We start from the raw sequence: 22,977 nt of genomic DNA, 5'->3' as shown, positions 1-22,977 counted from the left end.
ACCGACTGCTCTACGGTCGGTGTTGCGCAAGATACACACCGCAACTGCCGGAAGCGCACCGCGTGAGCATGCCCGCCTGCCCTGGGGTGGGTGTGCCCGCGCCCAGGGAGGCAGGCCACCGGCGCCGGTGAGAGCGCATACGTAGCAACTCTCCGACGCAAGTGAGGGGTTCCGCCATGCCCGTTATCCCGTTTCCGTCGCCGCCCACACCGCCCGCACCGCCCTCGCCGACCCTGACCGGGCCTCCGGTCCCCGCCGTCCCCTCCCGTTGGGTGTTCCCTGCCACCACCGCCGCCGTGCGGCGCGCCCGGTGGGCCGTGGCTGGGGCGTTGCCCGCCGACTGCTCTCCTCAACTGGCCGACGACCTCGCCCTGTTGACCTCGGAGCTGGTCACCAACGCCGTACGGCACGGGACCCTCCAAGGCGACGACCCAGAGGATCAACGGGTCGAGCTGTTCCTCTGGTCGGCCGATGGGCACTACTGGCTGGCGGTGTCCGACGCGGGAGACGGATGCCCGGTCATCAGTGCATCCGTCCCGGACGACGGTTGCGGTGGTCGCGGGCTGGTCCTCGTGGACGCGATCTCCGCGGTCTGGGTGGTGGTGCCGCGGCGCCCGCGCGGGAAGTCCGTCGTCGCCGGTATGCCGCTGAACAGCAACGGGAGGCCGCCACACGAGAAAGAGAAAGAGGGGCAAGGACTCTAGGGAGAGGGCAGGGAGGGGGGAGGGGCGCGCGGCCGTTCAGCCCCGCGAACCGGCGGGGGCGGCCGCCGCCCGCACCGCCCGCGACCGTCGCGCCCACTCCGCGAACCAGACCACCACCACAGCCCCCGCAATCCCCGCCCCCAGCGCGCACACCCCGCCCCAACCGCCCGCGCCCCAGACCACCGACGTCAGGGCGGAGCCCGCCGCACCTCCCGCGAAGTAGCTGGTCATGTAGGCGGAGTTGAGGCGGTTGCGGGCCTCGGGGCGGACGGCGTAGATCAGGTTCTGGTTGGTGACGTGGACGGCGTGCGCGGCGAGGTCCAGGACGATCACCCCGGCCAGCAGGGCCGCCAGCGACCGGGCGCCGCCCGTGCCGCCGGCCGCCAACAGGCCCCAGGAGACGAGGAGCAGGCCCGCGCCGACGCCGGTGACGCGGTGGGCCAGTCCGCGGTCCGCCAGCCGCCCGGCCGTCGTGGCCGCGAACGAACCGGCCGCGCCGACCAGCCCCAGCAGCCCGATCGTCGATTCCTGCCAGCCGTACGCGGGCCCGGACAGCAGGAAGACCACCGCCGTCCACAGGACGCTGAAGGCGGCGAAGGTCAGGGCGCCGAGGGCCGCGCGCCAGCGCAGTACCGGCTCGTGGGCGAACAGCGCCAGGGTCGAGCGGAGGAGGGCCGGGTAGCGCAGCCCCGCGTTGCTTCGCAGGGTGGGCAGGCGCAGCCGCAGCAGTACGGCGATCAGCAGCATCAGGGCCGCGTTGGCCCAGTAGACCGTGCGCCAGCCGCCGAGTTCGGCCAGCAGGCCGGCGGCCGTGCGGGCGAGCAGGATGCCCAGCAGGAGGCCGGTCATCACCGTCCCGATGGTCCGGCCGCGTTCGGCGGGTGCGGACAGCGTCGCCGCGAACGGCATGACGACCTGGGCGGCGACGGACGTCAGGCCGGTCAGAGCCGTGCCGACGAGCAGCAGCGCGCCGTTCGGGGCGCTTGCCGTCACGGTCAGGAAGGCGGCGGTCAGGGCGCAGAGGACGACCGCGAGCCGGCGGCGTTCCAGGAGGTCGCCGAGGGGGACGAGGAGCAGCAGCCCGAGTCCGTAACCGGTCTGGGCGACGGTGACGACCAGCGCGGCGGTGCCGGCGGAGAGGTGGAGGTCGCGGCCTATGACGTCCAGGAGGGGCTGGGCGAAGTAGTTGCCGGCGACCGAGAGGCCGGCGGCGACGGACATCAGGAGCAGGGTGCCGCGGCCGAGACGGCGCGCCGGCGCCTCGGCTCCGGGGGCGGCGTCGCCTCCGGGGTCCGTCTCCGGGCCGGTCGGTTCTTCCACGCCCGTGCTGGTGGTCGTTCTCGTGCCGGTGGTCGTTCTTGTGCTCGTGCTCGTGTTCGCGCTCGTCCTCATGGGCACAAGGGTCCGGCCTGTGGCATCCATCGGTCCAACACATAGTTTTCATCGCATCGATCGTGATGTGAGATGGAGGCTCCAGGGGCGGGAGGTGCCTACGATCGCGCGCATGGAGCTCCAGCAGATGCGGTACGTCGTCGCGGTCGCCGAGACCGGTGGGTTCACCCGGGCCGCGGAGCGCTGCCATGTGGTGCAGTCCGCGCTCAGCCACCAGATCGCGCGGCTGGAGAAGGAGTTGGGGGCGCGGCTCTTCGACCGGACGAGCCGTAGCGTGCGGCTGACCGCCGCCGGGGAAGCGTTCGTTCCGGTCGCCCGGCAGACGCTCCAGGCCGCCGAACGGGCCCGCGCCGAGGTGGAGGCGGTGACCGGCGAGGTGCGCGGGCGGCTGGCGGTGGGGGCGATCTCCACCGTCGGCGCCGTCGACCTCGCCCGCGAGCTGGGGGCGTTCCGCGCCGCGTACCCCAAGGTGCGGATCAGTCTCCAGATGGACATGAGCGACGCGCTGATCGAGCGGGTGCGGGAGGGTGTGCTGGACGTGGCGTTCGTCGGGCTGGTGCCCACGGCGCGGACAGTCGGTGTACGGGAGAAGGTGCTGGCACGCGGGGAACTGGTGGCGGTGGTGCCGCCGGAGCATCCGCTGGCCGGGCGGGAGTGGACGACGCTTGCGCGGGTGGCCCGGGAGACCTTCGTCGACTACGCGGAGGGCTCGGCGGCCCGCCGGCAGCGCGAGGAGGCGTTCCGGGCCGCTGGGCTGACCTCGGAGGTGGCGTTCGAGGTGACCACGGTGGATTTCCTGGTGAAGCTGGTCGGGGCCGGGCTCGGCATCGGCATGGTGCCGGAGTCGTTCGCCCGGCAGCTGACCGGGCTGCGGAGGGTGCGGGTGCGGCCGGCGCCGGCGCGGACCGAGCGGGTGGTGTGGAGCGGGCTGGGCCCGTCACCGGCCGCGGCGGCCTTCCTGGCGGAGCTGGGGGTGGAGACCGGGTGACCGGATGACGCTCTGGATGTCCTCGGTGGAGGCGGAGGCGGGGTGAGACCTACGGGCCCGGCGGGGCGTGCGCGTCACCGGTTACGGTCGATACGTGCAGCACCACAAGCCCGACGCCCGCCCGGAGACCAGGCCCGACCCCCGCCCGGAGGGCACCCCCGCTCCGCACGCCGGCTGCCCCGTGGCCCCGGCAGGGCCCGTCTCCGCCCCCACCCCCGCCCTCTTCTCCTGGGAGTTCGCCGCCGACCCGTATCCGGCGTACGCCTGGCTGCGCGAGCACGCGCCGGTGCACCGGACCCGGCTGCCCAGCGGCGTCGAGGCATGGCTGGTCACCCGTTACGTCGACGCCCGGCAGGCGCTCGCGGACGCGCGCCTGTCGAAGAACCCGGTGCACCACTCCGAGAGCGCCCACGGCAAGGGCAAGACCGGCATTCCGGGCGAGCGCGGCGCCAACCTCATGACGCACCTGCTCAACATCGACCCCCCGGACCACACCCGGCTGCGCCGCCTGGTCTCCAAGGCGTTCACCCCGCGCCGGGTCGCCGCCTTCGCGCCGCGCATACAGGAGCTGACCGACCGACTCATCGACGCCATGATCGAAAAACAGCACGGCGCGGAGCGGGGGAGCGCGGACCTCATCCACGAGTTCGCGTTCCCGCTGCCGATCTACGCGATCTGCGACCTGCTCGGCGTCCCGCCCGAGGACCAGGACGACTTCCGCGACTGGGCGGGGATGATGATCCGGCACGGCGGCGGGCCGCGCGGCGGAGTCGCCCGTTCCGTGAAGAAGATGCGGGCGTATCTGGCCGAGCTGATCCACCGCAAGCGCGCCGCGCTCCAGGACGGCGCCCCCGGCGACGACCTGATCTCCGGCCTGATCCGGGCCTCCGACCACGGCGAGCACCTCACCGAGAACGAGGCGGCCGCTATGTGCTTTGTATTGCTGTTTGCCGGATTTGAGACCACGGTCAACCTCATTGGCAACGGCACCTACGCGCTGCTCCGCCACCCCGCCCAGCGCGAACTGCTCCAGAAGTCGATCGCGGCCGGCGACGACGAGCTGCTCGCCACCGCCGTCGAGGAACTGCTCCGCTACGACGGTCCCGTGGAGCTGGCCACCTGGCGGTACGCGACCCGGGAGCTGACGCTGGGCGGGCAGCGGATCGCCGAGGGGGACCCGGTCCTGGTGGTGCTGGCCGCCGCCGACCGCGACCCGGCGCGGTTCGACGAGCCGGACGTGCTCGACCTCACGCGGCGTGACAACCCGCATCTGGGATACGGGCACGGCATCCACTACTGCCTCGGCGCACCCCTGGCCCGCCTCGAAGGGCAGACCGCGCTGGCGACGCTGCTGACCCGCCTCCCGGACCTCCGACTTGCGGCGGAACCTGACGATTTGCGCTGGCGCGGCGGGCTCATCATGCGCGGACTGCGCACCCTGCCGGTCGAGTTCACCGTCGAGCCGCCCCGGGCGGGGGTCTGACCAGCGGCGGCCCCGGAATTGACACTTCGTCACATACGTGACCATTGCGTGATCTCCGCTACACCGGCTTGTGACTGCCGGTGACCCCGGCTACCTTTCCTCCGACGATCGGGGGCGGTCCCGGGGTCGCCGCACGGCACCCCTCGCCACCGCCGATCCGACAACTCAACCGCCGCTCGAAAGGCAACCGCATGCGTTCCGGGAACGGTCGGCACCGTCGCCCCCGACAGGCACCGGCCATCTTTGTCACGGCCGGAGTGACCGGCGCGGGCCTGGCCCTGCCGCTGTTCACCGCGGGCGGTGCGCACGCCGCCGACGCCTCGACCTGGGACCGCGTCGCACAGTGCGAGAGCGGCGGGGTCTGGAGCGCCGCCACCGGCAACGGCTTCTACGGCGGCCTCCAGCTCACCCAGGAGATGTGGGACGACTACGGCGGCTCCGCCTACGCCTCCCGCCCCGACCTCGCCAGCCGCGCCCAGCAGATAGCCGTGGCCGAGGCGATACTCCACGACCGCGGCCCGGACGCGTTCCCCAGCTGCGCGCTGCACGCCGGACTGACCAAGGGCGGCCCCGCGCCCAGCGTGGACCCGGGCGCCACCAGCCGCCCGTCGCCGCGCCCGACGCACGGCGGCTCCGACGGCCGCCACTCCGGCACGAAGGGGGACGCGGACGGCGCGGGCCCGGGCACCCCGACCCCCGGGCCGTCCGACGGCGACTCCGGTGCCCCGGCCGACCCGTCGGCCACACCGGACCCGTCCGGCTCGTCCTCCGCCGCCCCCTCGCCGTCCGACTCGGCGTCCCCGTCCGACTCCGGGACCCCGAGCCCCTCCGGCTCCGCGTCGCCGTCGGACCCGGCCCCCGGTACGCCGTCGGCCTCCCCGTCCGACGACCCGTCCGCCCCGGCCGACCCATCGGGCTCGTCCGATCCCACGGACCCGGCGCAGCAGCCGACGCGGCACCCGGCGCACCCCACGGACCCCGCCTCCCCGTCCCCCTCGGACTCCGCCGACCCCACCGGTCCCACCGACACCGACGGCCCCGACAGCCCCTCCCTGCCTCCCGCCACCGGCAAGCACCGCGGTGCGCCGGGCGACGGTGCGGACGACGGGGACTCCCGGGACGGCGGCAGCGGCCGGCACGCCTCGCGCGGCGGGCAGACGCACCGGACGCCCCCGGCGGACGCCGGCAGCTACCGCGTTCGCCCGGGTGACAACCTGTCAGCGATCGCCTCGAGCCATGACCTGCCGGGCGGCTGGCCCGCGCTCTACCACCGCAACCAGGGCGTCATCGGCTCCGACGCCGATCTGATCCACCCGGGCCAGCTGCTCGATCTCGGGCGGAAGCAGGGGTAGTTACCGGCAGTTCGCCGGATTTCCCGCCGTTTCGTAAAAGTGAGATATGGCTCTCGTTGCGGGGGGCGGGGTGCACCCCGCCCCCCGCTCCCATAACGGGGTCTACCTGCGGAAACAGTCCGTGCATTGATCAAAAACGGTCAACTTGGTTCAGAAGATGGGGTTTGAACACCAACAGGGTTACTGCTTACGGTCAGGACCGCTCGCCAAAGCGGGCCCTTCGATCGCACGCCGAGTCCTGCCGGCGGTCGGAGTCGACGACGCGCAAGCGCCGAAGGCAGGAGCGGGGGACCCAAGGTAAGTGCCGGCCCCGCCCGTGAGAACGGGTCGACCGGCTTGGGGTGAAGTCGCGTGTGCAGCACACGCGGCCGGGCAGCTCACACGGCCCGAACCCGACAGCTCACCTCGTAGGCGTCGGTGAGGAAACGAACGCACGATGCTGATCAACAAGGGCAAGCACCGCCGCAGCTCCAAGGCCGTCCGCGTCGCCACCCTGGCCGGTGTCGCCGGCGCCGCCGTGGCCGTCCCGCTGATGGGCGCCACCTCCGCCTCCGCCGCCTCGGTCGCCACCTGGGACAAGGTCGCCCAGTGCGAGTCCGGCGGCAACTGGTCGATCAACACCGGCAACGGCTACTACGGTGGCCTGCAGTTCTCGAACTCCAGCTGGGCCGCCGCCGGCGGTACCAAGTACGCGGCCCGCGCCGACCTGGCCACCAAGTCCCAGCAGATCGCCGTCGCCGAGAAGCTGCTCGCCATGCAGGGCCCGGGCGCCTGGACCTGCGCCCCCGCCGGCGGCCTCACCGCGGGCGGCCCGTCCCCCGACCTCGACACCTCCGGCTCCACCGCCAAGAAGAGCCAGGGCACCGAGACCACCAAGAAGAGCCAGGGCACCACCAAGAAGTCCGCCCCGGCCCGCGAGAAGGTCGAGAAGGCCCAGCCGGCCCCGCAGCACCGCTCCGGCGACACCTACACCGTCAAGGCCGGCGACACCCTCGCCAAGATCGCCAAGGCGCACGGCACCAACTGGAAGGCGCTCTACGCCGCCAACAAGTCCGTCGTCGGCGGCAACCCCAACCTGATCTTCCCGGGTCAGAAGCTCAGCGTCTGAGCCGTACCGGCCACCTGAGAGACCCGCGAGAGCTGCCCCGCCGCGGCGCGTACCCCCGAGCGCGCCACGGCGGGGCTTCTCCGTTCCCGGGCCCGGCCGGCGGCCCGGCGCAGCGTTCCCCGCATAGCGAACATTGCGCGGAAACCTCCCGTGAACTGGGCTTTCGACGCGCTTGTTGGGGTTTTTCGTCCCACGGAGCGGGCCACGGGCGAGCGGATCACGCCAGGGCCGTTAGGCTCATGCCGAGAACTCCAGACACCCATGAAGGAGACAACGTGCCGTCCATCGACGTCGTCGTAGCCCGCGAAATTCTCGACTCGCGAGGTAATCCCACGGTCGAGGTCGAGGTCGGCCTCGACGACGGCAGCACCGGCCGTGCCGCCGTGCCGTCGGGTGCCTCCACCGGCGCCTTCGAGGCCGTCGAGCTGCGGGACGGCGACCCCAACCGCTACCTCGGCAAGGGCGTGGAGAAGGCCGTCCTCGCCGTCATCGAGCAGATCGGCCCGGAGCTGGTCGGCTACGACGCGACCGAGCAGCGGCTGATCGACCAGGCGATGTTCGACCTGGACGCCACCGACAACAAGGGCTCGCTGGGCGCCAACGCCATCCTCGGCGTCTCCCTCGCCGTCGCGCACGCCGCCTCCGAGGCCAGCGACCTGCCGCTGTTCCGCTACCTCGGTGGCCCGAACGCGCACGTCCTGCCGGTCCCGATGATGAACATCCTGAACGGCGGCTCGCACGCCGACTCCAACGTGGACATCCAGGAGTTCATGATCGCCCCGATCGGCGCGGAGTCCTTCTCCGAGGCGCTGCGCTGGGGCGCCGAGGTCTACCACACCCTCAAGAAGGTCCTGAAGAACAAGGGGCTGGCCACCGGCCTGGGCGACGAGGGCGGCTTCGCCCCGAACCTCGGCTCCAACCGCGAGGCCCTCGACCTCATCCTGGAGGCCATCAAGGAGGCCGGCTACGCTCCCGGCCAGGACATCGCGCTGGCCCTGGACGTCGCCGCCTCCGAGTTCTACAAGGACGGCAAGTACCAGTTCGAGGGCAAGGAGCGCTCGGCCGCCGAGATGACCGAGTACTACGAGGAGCTGGTCTCCGCGTACCCGCTCGTCTCCATCGAGGACCCGCTGTTCGAGGACGACTGGGCCGGCTGGAAGGTCATCACCGACAAGCTCGGCACCAAGGTGCAGCTGGTCGGCGACGACCTCTTCGTCACCAACCCCGAGCGCCTGGCCCGCGGCATCGAGGAGGGCTCGGCCAACGCCCTCCTGGTGAAGGTCAACCAGATCGGTTCGCTGACCGAGACCCTGGACGCCGTCGAGCTGGCCCAGCGCAACGGCTTCAAGTGCATGATGTCGCACCGCTCCGGCGAGACCGAGGACGTCACCATCGCCGACCTGGCCGTCGCCACCAACTGCGGCCAGATCAAGACCGGTGCCCCGGCCCGCTCCGAGCGCGTCGCCAAGTACAACCAGCTGCTGCGCATCGAGGAGATCCTCGACGACGCCGCGGTGTACGCCGGCCGCAGCGCCTTCCCGCGCTTCCGCTCCGCGGAATAACGAGCACAGTCGCTCCGCGGAGCAACAGACACAGCCGCTCCGCGGAGCAACGAGCACAGCTGCTCCGCGAACCAGTAAGCACCGCGGGGGCCGACGCCACAGGCCCCTAAGTGCCGCGTCCCCGGCGCCGGTCCCGTACCGTTGCCGGGGACGTACGTCATGACGCCCGCCGTGACGACGTCAGGACGGAAGCTGAAGGGGAGGCGAGACGACGTGCCCGCGGACCGGTCCTCCACCGCGACCCGGCTCAAGGCGCTCGGCGAACAGGCCGCCGCCCGCGTCAACCGCGCCCGGCGGCGGCCCCGCCGCAACCGCCTCACCGGCCGCGCCGCCCTGCTGGCGCTGGTGATGTGCTCGCTGGTGGTCGCCCTGGCCTACCCGATAAGGCAGTACATCACCCAGCGCTCGGACATCGCCGACCAGCGCCGCAAGGCCCAGGAAGCGGCCGCCGCGCTCGACCGGCTGCGCGACGAGAAGGCCCGCTGGCAGGATCCGGCCTACGTCCGGCAGCAGGCCCGCCGCCATCTCCACTACGTCATGCCGGGCGAGACCGGGTACATCGTCCAGGACGGCTCCGGCGTCCGCGCCGCGCCCAAGGGGGCGGACACCACCCAGCGCCCCTGGTACGACAAGCTCTGGGACGATGTCGACCGCACGGACCGGGCCGACGCCGTCCACACCACCCCGGCCGCCGCCGGCGGGCGGTAGCCCGCACCGGCCGGCAGCGGCGAGACTGTACGGGCGGGGCCGCCCCGGCGGTACGGGACGCCACCGGCCCGCCGGCCACCCGGCCCCGTTCGTCCCCCGTCACCGGCCTTCACGAAAGCGCACATGGACACGCCTCCGCCCCAGACCGAGCCCACCGAGCCCACCGCCGCGGACATCGCCGCCTTCAAGGAGCAGCTCGGCCGCCCGCCGCGCGGCCTGCGCACCATCGCGCACCGCTGCCCCTGCGGGCAGCCGGACGTCGTCGAGACCGCGCCGCGCCTGGAGGACGGCACCCCCTTCCCCACGCTCTACTACCTGACCTGCCCGCGCGCCGCCTCCGCGATCGGCACGCTGGAGGCCAACGGCGTGATGAAGGAGATGACCGAGCGGCTGGCGAACGACCCCGAGCTGGCCGCCGCCTACCGCGCGGCCCACGAGGACTACATCCGCCGGCGGGACGCCGTCGAGGTGCTGCAGGGCTTCCCGAGCGCCGGCGGGATGCCCGACCGGGTCAAGTGCCTGCACGTCCTCGTCGGCCACTCGCTGGCCGCCGGTCCGGGCGTCAACCCGCTCGGCGACGAGGCGCTCGCGATGCTGCCGGAGTGGTGGCGCAAGGGCCCGTGCGTGACCCCGTGCGCCGAGGACGGCGGCCGGACCGACGAAGGAGAGTCCGAGTGAAGCGTGTCGCCGCCGTCGACTGCGGTACGAACTCCATCCGCCTGCTGGTCGCGGACGTCGATCCGGCCACCGGCGAGCTGAAGGAGCTCGACCGCCGGATGCAGATCGTCCGGCTGGGCCAGGGCGTGGACCGCACCGGGCGGCTGGCGCCCGAGGCGCTGGAGCGCACCTTCGCCGCCTGCCGGGAGTACGCCGCGGTGATCAAGGGGCTGGGCGCGGAGCACGTCCGCTTCGTGGCGACCTCGGCCTCCCGGGACGCGGAGAACCGCGACGACTTCGTCCGCGGTGTGGTGGACATCCTGGGCGTCGAGCCCGAGGTGATCACCGGCGACCAGGAGGCGGAGTTCTCCTTCAACGGCGCCACCAAGGAGCTGACCGGCCACCCGCACATCGAACTCCCCTACCTCGTCGTGGACATCGGAGGCGGCTCCACGGAGTTCGTGCTCGGCGGTGAGACGGTCCGGGCGGCCCGCTCGGTCGACGTCGGCTGCGTCCGGATGACCGAGCGCCACCTCCTGCACGACGGGCAGATCACCGACCCGCCCACCGTGACCCAGGTCGCCGCGATCAGGGCCGACATCGCCGCGGCCCTGGATCGCGCCGAGGAGACCGTCCCGCTGACCGAGGCCGCCACCCTCGTCGGCCTGGCCGGCTCGGTGACCACCGTCGCCGCCATCTCCCAGGGCCTGGACCACTACGACTCCGCCGCCATTCACCACTCGCGGATCTCCCGGGCCGCGGTCCGCGAGATCACCGAGCGGCTGCTGGCCTCCACCCACGCCGAGCGGGCCGCGATCCCGGTCCTCCACCCCGGCCGGGTCGACGTCATCGCCGCCGGTGCCCTGGTCCTGCTGGAGATCATGGAGCGGATCGACGCCGACGAGGTCGTGGTCAGCGAACACGACATTCTGGACGGCATTGCTTGGCACGCGGCACTCGATGACGAGTGACACTTTGCGGGCGATGCTGGACGGAATCGCCTGGAGCCTCGCCTGACGGCAGGGCCCGCGCACCGCTCGGGACGGTGCCGCAACCTCCGCTCAGAACGGGCGTTTTGAGCGGACGCGGCGCCGTCCGAGCGGGCTTCGGGGGCGCTGGAGGGGTTCCGGAAGGGCCGCCGGAAAAAAGGTTCGTGAAATCCTTCACATGAAAAACCCGCCTCCCGGGCGAACTCGGGGGCCATCCGACCCTCATTCGAAGGTCCTAGGACTCATCTGCCCGAGGACTGCCGGGTCTACGGTGGGTCTCCACCGCGTGACGAGAGTGTCCGCGAGGGGTGTGACAGAGCCGCTCACGAGCGGACAAGCCCTGATCAACAGGGGTGTCCAACGTGTCGCGTTATACCGTGGTTCCCGGAACGCGCTATGGCGTCGGTCACGAAGCCGGCGGAGTGTAGCAGATGCCCTCGTCATTCTTGTGAAGGGGCTCACGAGCGACCCCCCATGTGGGGGTGGATACTCGATTGCATGAGCACCACGGAGCGTCCCAGGATCCTCGTTGTAGGCGGTGGGTACGTAGGTTTGTACGCGGCGCGTCGCATCCTGAAGAAGATGCGGTACGGCGAGGCGACCGTCACGGTCGTCGACCCGCGCTCGTACATGACGTACCAGCCCTTCCTCCCTGAAGCTGCGGCCGGCAGCATCTCCCCTCGCCACGTTGTGGTCCCGCTGCGGCGCGTGCTGCCCAAGGCGGAGGTCCTCACCGGCCGGGTGACCACCATCGACCAGGACCGCAAGGTCGCCACGATCGCCCCGCTGGTGGGCGATGCGTACGAGCTGCCCTTCGACTACCTGGTCGTCGCCATGGGCGCGGTCTCCCGTACCTTCCCGATCCCCGGCCTGGCCGAGAACGGCATCGGCATGAAGGGCGTCGAGGAGGCCATCGGCCTGCGCAACCACGTTCTGGAGCAGCTGGACAAGGCCGACTCCACGACCGACGAGGAGGTCCGCCGCAAGGCGCTGACCTTCGTCTTCATCGGCGGTGGCTTCGCCGGTGCGGAGACCGTCGGCGAGGTCGAGGACATGGCCCGCGACGCCGCGAAGTACTACAAGAACGTCAAGCGCGAGGACATGCGCTTCCTGCTGGTCGACGTCGCGGACAAGATCCTCCCCGAGGTCGGTCCCAAGCTCGGCGCCTACGGCAAGGAGCACCTGGAGTCCCGCGGCGTCGAGGTCTACCTCAAGACCGGCATGAAGTCCTGCGTCGACGGCCAGGTCGTCCTCGACAACGGCCTCGAGGTGCTCTCCAACACCATCGTGTGGACCGCCGGCGTCAAGCCGAACCCGGCGCTGTCCCGCTTCGGCCTGCCGCTGGGCCCGCGCGGTCACATCGACACCGCCGCCACCCTCCAGGTGCAGGGCACCGACTACATCTGGGCCGCGGGCGACAACGCCCAGGTCCCGGACATGGTCGGCCGCCGGAACGGCAACGAGAACGCCTGGTGCCCGCCGAACGCGCAGCACGCGCTGCGGCAGGCCAAGGTCCTCGGCGACAACGTGGTCTCCGGCATGCGGGGCTTCCCGCAGAAGGAGTACAGCCACGCCAACAAGGGTGCGGTCGCCGGTCTCGGCCTGCACAAGGGCGTCGCGATGATCGTCATGGGCAAGATGAAGATCAAGCTCAAGGGTCGTCTCGCCTGGTACATGCACCGCGCGTACCACGGCATGGCGATGCCGACGTACAACCGCAAGATCCGGGTCTTCGCCGACTGGACGCTGGCCACCTTCCTCAAGCGCGAGGTGGTCTCGCTCGGCGCCATGGAGAACCCCCGCGAGGAGTTCTACGAGGCCGCCAAGCCCGCGCCCGCCCCGGCCGCCGCGGCCGACGGGAACAAGCCGAAGGCCAAGGCTTCCTGAGTCACCGGTCGGGTACTCCGACCAGCCCGAAGGGCGTCCGCCATCCGTGGGGCGGGCGCCCTTCGGCGTGCCCGGGGTGTGGCCGAAACCGGACTGCATGTTGTTCTCTTGCTGGCGAACGGGACTATGTGGGCGCCCACTTGACGTTTAGGTGGTGGGTGAAACTTCTTTGCCCGACTCGTCACGACGGAGGTGTGCGACATGGCCGGTGCCGCTGGACGGCTCACCGAGCTCGCCGAGGAGGTGCTGGGGGCCCCGCTCCCGGTGCGGATCCGCGCCTGGGACCACAGTGAGTCCGGCCCCCCGGGGGCCCCTGTGCTCGTCATCCGAAACCGCCGTGCGCTGCGCCGACTCCTGTTCAAACCAGGTGAGTTGGGGCTGGCCCGGGCCTGGGTGGCCGGCGACATCGACGTCGAAGGCGACCTCTACACGGCGCTGGACCTGCTCGCCGGACTGATCTGGGAGCGGGGCGGCGCCGATGCCCCGAAGGCGCCGCGGATCGCCGCGCTGCGTGCCCTGGCCCGACCCGAGATCCGGTCCGCCGCCAGGGAACTGCTGTCCCTGGCCGGCCTTCCCGTCCCGCCCGCGCCGCCCGCCGAGGAGGCCCGCCCGCGCCGCGGGGCCCTGCACTCCCTGCTCCGCGACCGGCAGGCGATCAGCCATCACTACGACGTCGGCAACGACTTCTACGAGCTGGTGCTCGGCCCGTCCATGGTCTACTCCTGCGCCTACTGGCGGCCCGACGGGGAGGCGCCCGGCGGCGTCGCCACCCTGGAGGACGCCCAGCGCGCCAAGCTCGACCTGATCTGCCGCAAGCTCGGCCTGGGGGAGGGGCAGCGGCTGCTGGACGTGGGCTGCGGCTGGGGTTCGATGGTGCTGCACGCGGCCCGCGAGTACGGCGTCCGGGCGGTCGGCATCACCCTCTCCGAGGAGCAGGCCGGCTACGCCCGCAAGCGGATCGCCGAGGCCGGGCTCACCGACCGGATCGAGATCCGGGTGCAGGACTACCGCGAGATCGACGACGGGCCGTTCGACGCGATCTCCTCGATCGGGATGGCCGAGCACGTCGGCCGGGCCCGGTACGCGGAGTACGCGGGACTGCTGCACGATCTGCTGAAGCCCGGCGGGCGGCTGCTGAACCACCAGATCGCCCGGCGGCCACTGGCCGACGAGGAGAGCTACCGCGTCGACGAGTTCATCGACCGCTACGTCTTCCCCGACGGCGAGCTGGCGCCGGTGGGGCGGACGGTCGGCCAGCTGGAGGAGGCCGGCTTCGAGGTGCGGGACGTGGAGGCGATCCGGGAGCACTACGCGCTGACGCTGCGTCAGTGGGTGGCCAATCTGGAGGCCCACTGGGCCGCGGCGGTGCGGCTCACGTCCCCGGGCCGGGCCCGGGTCTGGCGGCTCTACATGGCCGCCTCGGCGCTGTCGTTCGAGCGCAACCGCATAGGGGTCAACCAGGTGCTGGCGGTCCGCACGCCGGCCTCCGGCGCCTCCGGCCTGCCGCTGCGGGCCCGCGACTGGCGGGGCTGAGCCGCCGGGCGCCCATCGCCGAGGGCCCCGTTCCCCCGCCCTGATGCGGGGGAACGGGGCCCTCGGGCCGTCCGGGTGCCGGGCTACTCCGCCTTGATGGCCTGGAGCATGTTGAGCTTCGCCGCCCGGCGGGCCGGCCACAGTGCCGCCAGGACGCCCACCAGCGCGGCCATCGCGAGGAAGACGGCCATCCGGCCCCACGGCATCACCAGCTCGTAGGTCGGCAGCGAACCGCTGATCACCTCACCGGCCGCCCAGCCGAAGAACACACCCAGGCCGACGCCGAGCACCCCGCCGAAGAGCGAGATCACCAGCGACTCCAGCCGCACCATCCGCTTGATGCCGCGCCGGTCCAGGCCGATGGCGCGCAGCATGCCGATCTCCTGGGAGCGCTCGAAGACCGACATCGCCAGGGTGTTGATGACGCCGAGCACCGCCACGATGACCGCCATGGCCAGCAGGCCGTAGAGCATGTTCAGCATCAGCGTGAACATCTTGGCGATGCCGTCGGAGACGTCCTTCTTGTCCGCGACGGTGATCGCCGGGTTCTTGCCGAGGGCCTTGACCAGGGAGTCCTTGGCCTCGGCGGTCGCGCCGTGCGCCGTCTTGACCAGCACCTGCATATCGGTGGCGTGCTTCTGGTGCGGGGCGAGCGTGCCGTTGTCCAGGATGATGCCCCGGATCACCTGGTTGCCCTGATAGACCCCGTCGATGGTCAGCGTGCCCTTCTTGCCGTCCTCGAAGGTCACCGGCAGGCGGGAGCCGGGATGCCAGCCCTGCTCCTTGGCGAGGGTGTCGTCCACGACGGCCCGGTCGCCGGCGAGGGTGCCGAGGGAGCCCTCGGTGAAGTCGAGCCGGGTGAGCTTGCCGAAGTCCTTGCCGTTGACGCCGGTGAGGTACTGGGTGTCGGTGCCGATGCGGGAGGGGGAGTTGCGCAGCGGGCTGGAGGCGGTGACCTCGTCCACGGACGCCAGTTTCTTCGCGACGTCGGGGGAGAGCGGCGTACGGCTCGCCATCGAGACCACGTAGTCGGCCTTCAGCGCGTCGGTGGCCATCTTGTCGATGCCCTTCTGAACGCTGCCCGCGGTCACGGTCATGCCGGTGATCAGGGTCAGCCCGATCATCAGCGCGGAGGCCGTGGCGGCCGTACGGCGCGGATTGCGGACCGCGTTCTGCCGGGCGAGGGCGCCCGAGATCCCGAAGAGCCGCAGCACCGGGGCGGCCACCGCGATCAGCGGACGGGACAGCAGCGGCGCCAGCACGAACACACCGATCATCAGCAGCGCCCCGCCGGTGAACATGAGGGCTTTGCCGTCGGGCATTCCGGTCGCGACCAGCACCGCGGCCGTACCGGAGCCCGCGAGGAGCGCGCCTATGGTGTTGCGGACCACCAGCGACTTGGTGGTGGCGGTGGCGTGCACGCTGTTCATCGCGGCGACCGGCGGGATCTTCGCGGCCCGGCGGCCGGGCAGCCAGGCGGCCAGGACCGTGACGACGATGCCGACCAGCAGCGATATCAGGATCGTGGCCGGCGAGACCACCAGCGGGCCGTCGGGCATCTTGGCCCCGGTGACGCCCATCAGGGCACGCAGTCCGGCGCCGATGCCTATGCCGCCCAGCAGGCCCGTCACCGCCGCCACCGTGCCGACCACGAACGCCTCGGTCAGTACCGAGCGGGTGACCTGGCGGCGGCTGGCGCCGACCGCGCGCAGCAGCGCCAGCTCCTTGGTGCGCTGGGCGACCAGCATGGTGAAGGTGTTGGCGATGATGAACACGCCGACGAAGAGGGCGATACCGGCGAAGGCCAGCAGGCCGGTCTTCATGCCGTCCATGCTCTGGGCGATGAACTTGGCCTGCTCGTCGGCGAGTTCGGTGCCGGTCGTGGCCGTGGCGCCTTCCTTGGGCAGGATCTTCTCGACCGCGCCCTTCAGGGCCGTCTGGGACGTGCCCGGCGCGGCCTTGATGTCGATCTCGCTGAACTCGCCGGGCGCCGCGAACAGTTTCTGGGCGGTGGCGGTGTCGAACAGGGCCAGGCTGCCGCCGGCGCCGACCGCACCGTCATCGGTGGTGAAGGTGCCGGTCAGTTTCTGCTCCCGGACCGGGCCGTCGACGGATATCCGGACGGTGTCACCGACCTTGTAGCCGGCCCGGTCGGCGGTGCGGGCGTCCAGCGCGAACTGGTCCGGGCCCTTGGGGGCGGCGCCGTCCCGCATCGGATAGCGCGCGTCGCTGCCGTCCTTGCCGGGGAAGTAGTTGCTGCCGCTGGTGGAGAAGCCGTCGCCGATCAGCTTGCCGCTCTTGTCGGCGATGGCGGTGAAGCCGGAGACGGTGCCGGTGGCGGAGGCGGCGCCGGGCAGGTGGGCGGCCTTCTCCAGCAGTTCCCGGTCGAGCGCGGAGCGCGCTCTGGGGGCGCCGTCGGTGCGGTCGGAGCCACCGCGCTGGATGGCCACGTCGACATTGTCGAAGCCCTTGCGGGAGGCTGCCTGGGTGGCGTCGGAGAGGGTCGAGGTGAAGACCAGGGTGCCGGAGACGAAGGCCACGCCGAGCATCACGGCGAGCACGGTCATCAGCAGCCGGGCCTTGTGCGCGAGCACATTGCGCAAGGCGGTACGGAACATGGGTGGGTCAGTCCTGGAGGAGTGGTCCGGGGCCGGGGTGTCCGGGTGTCCGGAAGGGGAGGTGGCTGCTGATGGTCAGCTGATGCGGCCCTTGGCGTCGAAGCCCTTCATGCGCTCCAGCACCATGTCGGCGGTGGGGTCGGGCATGTCGTCGACGACCCGGCCGTCGGCGAGGAATATGACGCGGTCCGCGTACGACGCCGCGACCGGGTCGTGGGTCACCATCACCACCGTCTGGCCCAGCTCGCGCACGGAGTTGCGCAGGAAGCCCAGGACCTCGGCGCCGGAGCGGGAGTCGAGGTTGCCGGTGGGCTCGTCGGCGAAGATGATCTCGGGGCGGGAGGCCAGGGCGCGGGCCACCGCGACGCGCTGCTGCTGACCGCCGGAGAGCTGGCTCGGGCGGTGCTTGAGCCGGCCGGACAGGCCGACGGTCTCCACCACCTGCTCCAGCCAGCCGCGGTCCGGTTTCCGGCCGGCGATGTCCATGGGCAGGGTGATGTTCTCCAGCGCTGTGAGCGTCGGGAGGAGGTTGAACGCCTGGAAGACGAAGCCGATCTTGTCGCGCCGGAGCTGGGTGAGCTTCTTCTCCTTCAGCCCGGTCAGCTCGACGTCGCCGATCCGCGCGGACCCGCCGGAGATGGCGTCCAGGCCGGCCATGCAGTGCATGAGGGTGGACTTGCCGGACCCGGAGGGGCCCATGATCGCGGTGAAGTGGGCCTGGTGGAAGTCGACGGAGACCGCGTCCAGGGCGACCACCTGGGTCTCGCCGGTCCCGTAGACCTTGGTGAGGTCCGTGGCCCGGGCGGCCACCGCGGTGCTGCGGCCGGCGACGGTGACGCCGGAGTGGGTGGTGGTCACGGGAAGGGTCTCCTGTCGGACGAGGAACGGGCCGCCTTCGCCGCCGGCTCGGCGGCCGCGGCGGGCGGTGGAACATCGGTTTCCATCGTCGGCCAGCGCACCGTTCCGGACGTCAACCCGTGTGACCGTCCTCGGACCACCCCCAGGGATTAGCTCTCCCCCCTCCCTCATCCCTGGGTATGACGCCGTCCCTGAGACCGGTGCGGCCGCCGGAAGTGCCCGGTGGGCGCCGGCGGAGGCGCCGGGAAGGGCGCGGCGGGGCGGTCGCGGGGGCGTCGAGTTTTCGTCAATTCGGGGTCGAATTCCGTCCGCGCGACCACCGGCGAACATGGGCTCCAGGCATGTGCCGGGGGCCCTGGCGACCACTGATGCACCCTCAGTTGCCAATAAAATAAGACAACCTCGGGATGAGCGGCCGATCTGCTACGTGCCCTGCGGGCTACGCTCGTGCTGCCTTCTAGGAGGCGGCATGGGGGACCCCAAGCCCGGATGGTGGAATGCAGACACGGCGAGCTTAAACCTCGCTGGCCTACGGGCCGTGCCGGTTCAAGTCCGGCTCCGGGCACTTCCCGCGGGCAGCGGGACAAAGACCCGTAAATACCTGAATATTCAACATGCTTGTCGAGGCGCTTGTCGAGCCCGACGAGGAGGGGCCGCCGGGAAAACCCGGCGGCCCCCTCCTCGGTATTGCGCGGTGCCGGCTCAGCGCTCCACGAGCGCGAACAGCGCCTCCCAGCGGCCGACAATCTCGTCGGTGGAGAACCGCTGGATGTTCTCCCGGGCCGTCTCGCCCATCCGGTTCCGCAGTTCCTCGTCCGACATCAGCGTGCCGAGGTGGCGGGCGAATTCGGTGACGTTGCCGGGCGGGGCCAGGAAGCCGTCGGTGCCGTCCGTGATGATCTCGCGGACGCCCGGGGCCACGTCGAAGGCCACACACGGCACCGCGGTGGCCATCGCCTCCATGGGCGCGAGCGGGAAGCCCTCGCCGCGCGAACTCAGCGCGAAGACCGCGCTCTCCCGCAGCGCCCCGGCGACATCGCTGGTCCGGCCCATCCACTCGACCGAATTCGTCACCCCCAGCTCGGCCGCCTGCTTGCGCAGCGCCTCGGCCTCCTCACCGGAGCCGTAGATCCGCAGCGTCCAGTCCGGGTGCTGCGGCGCGACCCTCGCCCACGCCTCCAGGAGCAGGTCGACGCCCTTCTCCTCGTGCAGTCGGCCAATGCTCGCCACGACCTTGCGGGAGCGGTCCGAGGGGACGTCGGGGAAGAACGGCAGCGGGTTCGGCATGAAGCCGACGTTGTCCATCCGCTGCCGGATCCACTTGTCCGCGTCCTCGCGGGTGAGCGGCAGCATCCGGTCGACGTCCTGGTAAAACCGCTTGACGCGGGCGAACCGGGACGACTTGCGGCAGGTCTCGAACGACTCGTGGCTCATTCCGATGACCGCCAGCCCGGCGGTGTCGGCCAGCGCCACCCACTCCATCGCCCACACCTGCGTGACGATCACCACGCCACCCGGACGAGCCGCCCGGAACAGCGCGCTCATCTTGGCCGCCTGCTCGTGCATCCCGGCCTCGCGGGCCGCCCGGCGGCGCTGCTCGACGACGTTCAGCCGGTCCTTCAGGCCGCGCACCGGGCGGACGCTCGGCGGGTGCACGTCATAGAGCGTGGTGGTCTCGTACGGCAGGTCCGGGCCGAGCTCGTGGACCCGGCCCTCGGGGGGCGGCACGATGCCGACGACGTGCACCCGGTGGCCGCGCTCGGCGAACAGGCGCGCCATCTGGTGCGACCAACTGGTGATGCCGCCCAGCTCGTTGACGCTGTTGGAGACGAAGAAGATGTCCCGCGGCTCGGCTGCGTTCGACTTGGTCATCAACGGCTCCACTGCGCAAAGAACTGGTCGACGATGCTCTGTGCGGCGTCGCCCTGGTCGTATTCCCCGAACTTGGCGACGAATTCCTTGCGGTCCTTGGCGTATTCCAGCTGCTGGGACTCGAAAGACTGCATGGCCTCGAAGAAATCTTCCTCGGTGCGCACCACCGGCCCCGGGGCGTGTTCCAGCAGATCGAAGTACGTTCCGCGGCCCTCGTGCACATATTCGTCGTAGTCGTAGGTGAAGAACATCAGCGGCCGGTCGAGCAGCGCGTAGTCGAACATCACCGACGAATAGTCCGTGACCAGGCCGTCGGCCAGCTCCAGGATCGGGGTGATGTCGTGCCGTGCCGAGACGTCGATCACCCGGCCCTGCACGGTCGGCGGCAGCACCACGTGGTTGAGGTAGTGCGAGCGGACCAACAGGACGTAGCGGTCGCCGAACTCGTCGGCGAAGCGCTCCACGTCGAAGGGGAGCGCGAACCGGCCGTGCCGGCCGCCCGCCTTGCGGAACGTCGGCGCGTACAACAGCACCTTCTTGTCCGCGGGGATGCCCAGCTCCGCCGCGAGTGCACCGCGCTCCCGGTGGCCCAGCTCGGTCTCCCTCAGCCGGGCCTTGACCAGCGCGTCGTTGCGCGGGTAGCCCACCCGCAGCAGGGTCTTCTCCTTCAGCCGGAACGCCTTGGCCAGCGTCCGCGCGTCGTGCTCGGTGCGGCACAGGAAGCGGTCGAAGCGGTCCAGCGACGCCTGCTGCTCGGCCTGCTGCTGGCGGGTCTGCGCCTTGAGCGTGGGCTGGTCGAAGCCCATGTTCTTCAGCGCCGAGCCGTGCCAGGTCTGGATGTAGGTGGTCTCGGGGCGCTTGGTCAGCTTCAGCGGGTAGCTCTGGTTGTCCACCCAGTACTCCGCCTGCGCCAGCGCCTTGAGGTACTGCAGCGACCAGCGCTTGACCAGGGTGGCGTCCTTGGGGAAGTCCTTCGGGGACCCGGCGTACGACCAGATCGCCTCGAACTCCAGGCCCTGCCGGCGCATCTCCTCGTAGATGGCGCGCGGGCTGTCGCTGTACTGCTTGCCGAGGTGGCTCTCGAAGACCACCGTCCGCTTCTTGATCGGCAGCCGGCTGAACACCTCGTGGTACGCCCGCAGCTTGGTGTCCCCGGAGGTGAGCGTCTTGCGCAGCGCCTTGGCCTTGCGGTAGCCGGACTTGGCCAGCGCGCCCGGCTTGCCGTGCATGCCCTTGGTGATCAGGTCCTGCACGCGCTCGGCGCCAGGGCTCTCGCTGATCAGCCGGAACGCCAGGTGCCCCTTGGAGGAGACGTGCGGCTCGATGTGGTCGGCGACCATCCGGGTCAGCCGCGGCCGGATCGGCAGCGGGCCGCCGGCCAGCTCGGTGTCGGCCACCGTCAGCCGGGAGGTGGTGGACACCCCGTCGACGTCCAGGCGCAGCCGGACGTCCCAGATGGTGTCGACGATGCCCAGCGGGCGCAGCCGCGCGGTGAGGTCGGCGGCGGTCTCCCACACCACGGTGTCGCCCTCGTGGCGCACCGTCTGCACCGGGAAGGTGAACGACTGCAGGCTGCGGCGGCGGGCGCTGAACTCCAGCTCGGCGCGGAGCGTGGCGCCCTCGGGGATCACGCCGAGCGGGTTGGTGATCCGGCCGGCCAGCGAGACGGTGCTGCCCTCCTCGGAGAACCGGGTGAGCTGGTTGCGCAGGAACAGCTGGTTGACCGGCTTCTCGTGGTAGCCGAGATCAGTGACGTCCAGCACCTCGCGGCCGAACGCGTCGTCGAAGTGGCCCTCGCACCAGTAGATCCGGCCGTCGTGCTGGGCGAGCGGCGAGGAGAGCTTGGCGCGGTTGATGAGGCTGTCGACCGCCGGGATGAGGTTGTCCCAGTCGCCCTTCTGCAGCAGGTAGGCGCAGATGGCCTGGATCGGCTGGACCCGCTCGTACGCCTCGGGCGCGAGGCCGGCGAGGTACTCCTTGGAGAGGGCGGCGAACTCCTGGCGGTACGCCTCGTCGCGGAACGGCAGGTCCCGCAGGTGGAGCACCAGGTCGTGCTTGAGGAACTTGACGTCCTTGGCGAGCTTCATCCCGGTGAGGCCGCGCTCGGCCAGTGCGGCGTCGATCCGCCGGTGGACCTCCAGCCGGTGGATGTAATTCGTCATCTCGTGCCGCCGGTTCGTCACCGACTTCACGGCGGCCTTCTCGAAGACGTTCCAGAAGTAGACCTGATTGGGAATCAGGGTGATGCGGTTCGCCGCGAGATAAGCGTCGGCGATGAACATCAGGTCCTCGTAGAACATCCCCTTGGGGAAGCGGAGTTCATTCTCGATGAGGAATTCGCGGCGGTAGCACTTGTTGGTGGAAAGGGTGTCCCACACAAAAAGGTCCGGCAATTCCGTGACCGATTCGAGGGTGCGGGTCGTGGAATAGAGCCAGGCGTACCACTCGTCCCGCTTCTGGTTCCGGGTGTCCCTGTGGATTCGGACACACAGACCCGAGACGATGTCCGCCTCGGTTTCCTCCGCGGCCTCCAGCAAATTGCGGCAGGCGTTGTGCTCCAGGACGTCGTCGCTGTCCAGGAACATGACGTACTGTCCGCGCGTGTGCTGAATGCCGAGGTTCCGCGGCTCGCCGCCGGCACCGCTGTTCTCCGGCAGCTGGAAGGCTCTGACCCGCTCCGGGTGGGTGGCCGCGAGCGCCTGTGCGACCTCGAAAGAACGGTCGGTGCTGCAGTCGTCGACGATCACCACCTCGACGTCCCGCAGTGTCTGATCCAGTACGGACTGGACCGCGGTCGGCAACCGGTCGGCGTCGTTGTAGACAATGACGACTACTGAGACGTCAGGCACAGGCACCTCAACCCTCTTTCGCTGCTGTTTCCGGCCAGAATAGCCCCATCTGCACAGGGGGTTTACGACCACCCGCACCGGGACCGCTACACCTGGTGACGGGGCACTGTCCGTTGAAGGGCAGGTACCGGCTAGCCAGTATGACGACGCCTCCGGTCAATCGGTTGCGCGGGTGCGGCTCGATCAGACATTTATCGGATTCGGATCATGCCGGTGACCCCGGGGTCCCGGAGTTGACGGGGTGGGGAAATGGCCGTTCGATGGCGGCGGGAAAAGATCGATTACCCGGATTTTGTCCGGACTATCTGGCGGCCCGAACCGTCCGCGGATCGGCCCGCGGAGTGGCACATGACACAGCGGCAGGTGTGACGAACACGGCGCGATCCGACTCCCGGACCGTCCGGCGGGCACCTCCGC

Annotated in this window: 16 protein-coding genes, 1 tRNA gene and 1 riboswitch; of the genes, 12 read left to right on the top strand and 5 right to left on the bottom strand. The window is 70.9% G+C overall.

Features of this window, described 5'->3' with window-relative positions:
* Positions 1–176: 176 nt before the first annotated feature.
* Positions 177–704, top strand: coding sequence for an ATP-binding protein (locus tag K2224_RS03240; protein WP_221905156.1), 528 nt, complete (start codon positions 177–179; stop codon positions 702–704).
* Positions 705–740: 36 nt separating this feature from the next.
* Here the strand turns inward: K2224_RS03240 and K2224_RS03235 are convergent, their stop codons facing one another.
* On the bottom strand, positions 741–1,925 hold the full coding sequence (locus K2224_RS03235; protein ID WP_221909403.1) for an MFS transporter: 1,185 nt from the start codon (positions 1,923–1,925) through the stop codon (positions 741–743).
* Positions 1,926–2,208: 283 nt separating this feature from the next.
* Here K2224_RS03235 and K2224_RS03230 point away from each other — a divergent pair, with 283 nt between their 5' ends.
* The 10 genes from K2224_RS03230 (at position 2,209) to K2224_RS03185 (ending at position 14,363) form a co-directional block, all read left to right on the top strand.
* Entirely contained in the window at positions 2,209–3,084 is an 876-nt protein-coding gene (locus K2224_RS03230) for a LysR family transcriptional regulator (RefSeq protein WP_221905155.1), read from the top strand.
* Positions 3,085–3,265: 181 nt separating this feature from the next.
* The gene (locus K2224_RS03225) at positions 3,266–4,567 is read left to right on the top strand and encodes a cytochrome P450 (RefSeq protein WP_221909402.1); all 1,302 of its coding nucleotides are present in this window, start codon (positions 3,266–3,268) and stop codon (positions 4,565–4,567) included.
* 257 nt (positions 4,568–4,824) lie between these two features.
* Positions 4,825–5,919, top strand: a complete 1,095-nt coding sequence (locus K2224_RS03220) for a transglycosylase family protein (RefSeq protein WP_313904746.1) — start codon at positions 4,825–4,827, stop codon at positions 5,917–5,919.
* Positions 5,920–6,178: 259 nt separating this feature from the next.
* Positions 6,179–6,348, top strand: a riboswitch (cyclic di-AMP (ydaO/yuaA leader).
* Between the two features lie 7 nt (positions 6,349–6,355).
* Positions 6,356–7,027 (top strand): transglycosylase family protein, encoded by a 672-nt coding sequence (locus K2224_RS03215; RefSeq protein ID WP_221905153.1) that lies wholly within the window; start codon positions 6,356–6,358, stop codon positions 7,025–7,027.
* Positions 7,028–7,266: 239 nt separating this feature from the next.
* Positions 7,267–8,589 (top strand): phosphopyruvate hydratase, encoded by a 1,323-nt coding sequence (eno, locus tag K2224_RS03210; RefSeq protein ID WP_221905152.1) that lies wholly within the window; start codon positions 7,267–7,269, stop codon positions 8,587–8,589.
* A gap of 213 nt (positions 8,590–8,802) precedes the next feature.
* Positions 8,803–9,297: a septum formation initiator family protein gene (locus tag K2224_RS03205; RefSeq protein WP_221905151.1), complete on the top strand. Its 495-nt coding sequence runs from the start codon at positions 8,803–8,805 to the stop codon at positions 9,295–9,297.
* 123 nt (positions 9,298–9,420) lie between these two features.
* Complete coding sequence (locus K2224_RS03200; RefSeq protein WP_221905150.1) at positions 9,421–9,975, top strand: DUF501 domain-containing protein; 555 nt, start codon at positions 9,421–9,423, stop codon at positions 9,973–9,975.
* A complete protein-coding gene (locus K2224_RS03195; RefSeq protein WP_221905149.1) occupies positions 9,972–10,925 on the top strand; it encodes a Ppx/GppA phosphatase family protein in 954 nt (317 codons plus the stop codon). The genes K2224_RS03200 and K2224_RS03195 overlap by 4 nt, the downstream gene beginning before the upstream one ends.
* Before the next feature lie 516 nt (positions 10,926–11,441).
* Positions 11,442–12,830: an NAD(P)/FAD-dependent oxidoreductase gene (locus tag K2224_RS03190; protein WP_221905148.1), complete on the top strand. Its 1,389-nt coding sequence runs from the start codon at positions 11,442–11,444 to the stop codon at positions 12,828–12,830.
* 201 nt (positions 12,831–13,031) lie between these two features.
* Positions 13,032–14,363, top strand: coding sequence for a cyclopropane-fatty-acyl-phospholipid synthase family protein (locus tag K2224_RS03185; protein ID WP_221905147.1), 1,332 nt, complete (start codon positions 13,032–13,034; stop codon positions 14,361–14,363).
* Positions 14,364–14,446: 83 nt separating this feature from the next.
* Here K2224_RS03185 and K2224_RS03180 read toward each other — a convergent pair whose 3' ends face one another.
* Both K2224_RS03180 and K2224_RS03175 read right to left on the bottom strand, forming a co-directional pair.
* Complete coding sequence (locus K2224_RS03180; RefSeq protein ID WP_221905146.1) at positions 14,447–16,981, bottom strand: ABC transporter permease; 2,535 nt, start codon at positions 16,979–16,981, stop codon at positions 14,447–14,449.
* A gap of 75 nt (positions 16,982–17,056) precedes the next feature.
* Positions 17,057–17,839, bottom strand: coding sequence for an ABC transporter ATP-binding protein (locus tag K2224_RS03175; protein WP_221905145.1), 783 nt, complete (start codon positions 17,837–17,839; stop codon positions 17,057–17,059).
* A 483-nt stretch (positions 17,840–18,322) separates the two neighbouring features.
* Between K2224_RS03175 and K2224_RS03170 the strand changes: the two genes are divergently transcribed.
* Positions 18,323–18,404, top strand: a tRNA-Leu gene (locus tag K2224_RS03170).
* 137 nt (positions 18,405–18,541) lie between these two features.
* Here K2224_RS03170 and K2224_RS03165 read toward each other — a convergent pair.
* Entirely contained in the window at positions 18,542–19,711 is a 1,170-nt protein-coding gene (locus K2224_RS03165) for a glycosyltransferase family 4 protein (protein ID WP_221905144.1), read from the bottom strand.
* A complete protein-coding gene (locus K2224_RS03160) occupies positions 19,711–22,560 on the bottom strand; it encodes a CDP-glycerol glycerophosphotransferase family protein (protein ID WP_221909401.1) in 2,850 nt (949 codons plus the stop codon). The genes K2224_RS03165 and K2224_RS03160 overlap by 1 nt, the downstream gene beginning before the upstream one ends.
* Positions 22,561–22,977 lie beyond the last annotated feature (417 nt).

The organism is Streptomyces sp. BHT-5-2, assembly GCF_019774615.1.
GTDB lineage: Bacteria > Actinomycetota > Actinomycetes > Streptomycetales > Streptomycetaceae > Streptomyces.
The sequence above is the reverse complement of the archived record's forward strand: the minus strand, read 5'-3'. Positions and strand labels throughout refer to the sequence as shown.